We start from the raw sequence: 2,970 nt of genomic DNA, 5'->3' as shown, positions 1-2,970 counted from the left end.
ACGAGCTGCAGGTCGCGCGCGACCCACTGCTGGCCCGTCGACGCGGCGGGGATCAGGCCGAACAGGGTGTCGACCATCGTCATCGTGCGACCTCCTCGGAGGCGTCGTCGGCGGGGGTGGCGTCGTCGGGGGCGGCGTCGTCGGTGGCGTCGTCCGGCTCGGCGGGCTCCTCCGCGGCGGCCTCCTCGAGCGTCGGCCCGAGGTCGACCGGCTCCGCCTCGCCCTCGGGCGTGCCGGCGTCGCCCGCGGGGGCCTCGTCGTCGGCCGGGGCCTCGTCGTCGGGACGCGCGTCCCCGGCGGGGTCCGCGTCGTCGCCCGGCGCCTCGTCCCCGGCCACCGCACCGCCGGTGCGCACCTGCTCCCGCAGCCACGCGCTCAGCTCGGACAGCCGCTCGTTGCTCAGCACCACCTCGACCAGCGGCGTCACCCGGTAGCGGCCCTCGGACTCCTCCTCGACCACGCCCTCCTTGGCGAGCCGCAGCACCGCGGCGCGGATCTCCCGCTGCCGGGCCGCGACGTTCGTGTCGTCGGGGTCGAAGTAGGTCAGCGCGGTCTGCTCGATCTCCTCGACGTCCACGCGCGCGGAGGTCTCCCCCGCGCCGCGCTCGCGCTGGAACACGGTGCGCAGGTGCACCAGCACCAGCGTCTCGGCGCGGGTGTACGACTCGTCGCGGAGCAGCACGGGCACGTCGAGCTCGTCGGAGCGCACCTGGCGCTTGTAGGCGATGCCGCGCTGGTGGTCGACGACCAGGTGCACGAAGAGGTCGTGCAGCCGGGACTCGATCACCTGCTGGTTGTCGAGCAGCGTGCGCCACTGCTGGCGGTTCTTCTCCGCGAGCAGGAACCGGCGCTGCAGCAGCCGGACCAGGACGCGGCGGACGTCGGCGTCGAGCGTGCCGGAGTCGCCCGGGAACAGCTCGGCCGGGTCCTCCTCCATCGACACCGTGTCGATGAACGCCTCGACGTCGTCGGCGCCGGGGACCTCCGGGCGGTCGTCCGTCGTGGTGTCAGTCATCGTCCTCGTCCTTCGTCATCGTCGTCACGCCGCCGAACGCGAACCGCCGCCGGGTGCCGTCCGGGCGGACCGCGTCGACGTAGGCGACCTCGTCGGTCTCCGTCATGCCGCGCTGGTGGGCGATCTCCAGCAGGCCGAGCAGGTCGACCGGCCGGCGCAGCGGCTCCGGGGCCGCGTTGAACGCCGCCCCCACGTCGACCGTCCCGGCGCCCTCGGCGAACGCCACCAGGTGCGACCCGAGGTCGGCGTAGTGCGGGCCGCCCCAGGCGAGCGCCTCCGCGGCCGACGCGTCGGAGTCGTCGTCGTCCCACGCGGCGAGCGGGCTCGGCGGCTCGGCGGGCCGCACGTCGCCCGCGGTCTGCCGCAGGTGCTCGACCTCGGCGACCGGGAGCCGGCGCAGCGGGTCGACGGCCTGGCCGCGGCGGGCGCCGGGCACCCAGGCCTGCAGGCCGGTCATCACGTCCCGCAGCAGCTCGTCGACCTGCCGGTCGCGCAGCGGGTCGTGGTTGCGCACCTGCGCGGTGATGACGAACGACGCCTCGCGCTGCGCGGTGAACACCTGGTCGAGACCCTGCTCGATCCGGCGGCCGATGTCCCGGAGCTCCGCGCGCTGCTGCGCGGGCAGCCGGCGGGTGAACCGGTGCCGCAGCACGGTCGACAGCTGCGTCGCGAGGTGGTCCAGCCGCTGCGGGTCGCCGATCAGCCGCAGCGCGCCGGCGAACGCGCGGCCCTCGGGGGTCGAGTCCATGACGTGCTCGCCGCGCTCCAGGTACTCGCGCAGCACCTCGCCGGTCGGGCGCTCGTCCTGGCGCAGCGCCTGCACCACGTCCCGCTGCATGACCTTGATCGACTCGGCGACGCGCGCGAAGTCGGCCGGCAGCTCCCGCACCAGGTGCAGGACGTTCTCGGCCTCCTCCAGCAGCGTCTCCTCGTCGGTCTGCTCGACCTCGCCGGTCTTCTGGATCCGGTCGAGCTCGCCGCGGAGCCGGGCGATCTCGGCATCGAGGCGGGCCATCCGCATCAGCGCGTCGGGGTCGGCGTCCTCGGCCAGCCGCTCGACCGCGTCGAGCAGCGTCCGCACGCGCGACTGCGACACCCGCGCCCGGGTCCCGCCCGCGCGGCCCGCGACCTCCAGCGCGCCCACGGCGTGCGCCGACAGGCTGTAGACCTCGACGTCGTCGTCCAGCACCTGGCGCGCGAGCCAGCCGGCGTCCGCCCACTGCCGGCACAGGTCGCGCGCGGAGCCGGTGGGCAGGTCGTCGCCGTGGCCCGCCGCGCGCAGCTGGTCGAGGGCGTCGCCGACCTCGGTGTGCGCGTCGGCGACGGGGACCTGGGGGCGCTCGGCGGTGAACACGAGCGAGAGCAGGGAGACGACGAGGGGGGCGTGCCGCTTGTGGAGCAGGTCCAGCATCGGGTTCTGGAAGGCCCGGACGGCGCCCAGGTACGCCCCTTCGGCACGAGTGATCATCGCCGGACAGCGTAGGTGACCCGCGGGGGTGGTCAGGACGCCGGGCCGCGGACCGCGCGGCGCGCACCGGGCAGGACCGCGAGCGCCAGCACCGCCGAGCCGACCAGCACCGCCACGGCGGCGACCTGCCCCCCGCCCCCGGCGACGCCCCGACCCACCGACGCGGCGCCGAGCGTCTGCGTGACCGCGGTCGCCACGGACTCCGCGATCACGACCGCCGCGGCCGCCTGCGGCACGGTGATCCCGTCCGCCTCCCGCGGCGCGTCGACGACCCGGTTCAGCGTCTCCAGGTACACCAGCCCGATCCCGACGCCGGACGCGGCCCAGCCGGCGAGCGCCGTGCCCACCCGGGGCGCGGCCGGCTCGGCGAGCACCGCGGCGGCGACCGCCAGAACGCCCGCCGCCAGCAGCACGGCGCCGAGCGTGGACCGGCGCACGTACCCACCGGGGAGGGCGGCGGGCCACCGGCTCACCCCGAGCCCGGCGA

Annotated in this window: 1 protein-coding gene and 2 pseudogenes; all 3 read right to left on the bottom strand. The window is 76.2% G+C overall.

All coding sequences use genetic code 11. The features are described 5' to 3' along the window. Positions 1 to 343: 343 nt before the first annotated feature. A pseudogene (locus VER05_RS05705) lies at positions 344 to 1,015 on the bottom strand (DUF4194 domain-containing protein); the annotation flags it as partial. Then, complete coding sequence (locus VER05_RS05700; protein ID WP_324844421.1) at positions 1,008 to 2,483, bottom strand: DUF3375 domain-containing protein; 1,476 nt, start codon at positions 2,481 to 2,483, stop codon at positions 1,008 to 1,010. The pseudogene VER05_RS05705 and the gene VER05_RS05700, both read right to left, overlap by 8 nt. 32 nt (positions 2,484 to 2,515) lie before the next feature. Beyond that, a pseudogene (locus VER05_RS05695) lies at positions 2,516 to 2,970 on the bottom strand (hypothetical protein); the annotation flags it as partial.

It is taken from the genome of Cellulomonas sp., assembly GCF_035634735.1.
Taxonomy (GTDB): Bacteria; Actinomycetota; Actinomycetes; order Actinomycetales; family Cellulomonadaceae; genus Cellulomonas.
This window is presented reverse-complemented; position numbering and strand designations above follow the sequence as displayed.

What these genes read in the sequence shown, in the direction of transcription:
- VER05_RS05700 (WP_324844421.1), bottom strand. Translation starts at nt 2,483, where the DNA reads ATGATCACTCGTGCCGAAGGGGCGTACCTGGGCGCCGTCCGGGCCTTC.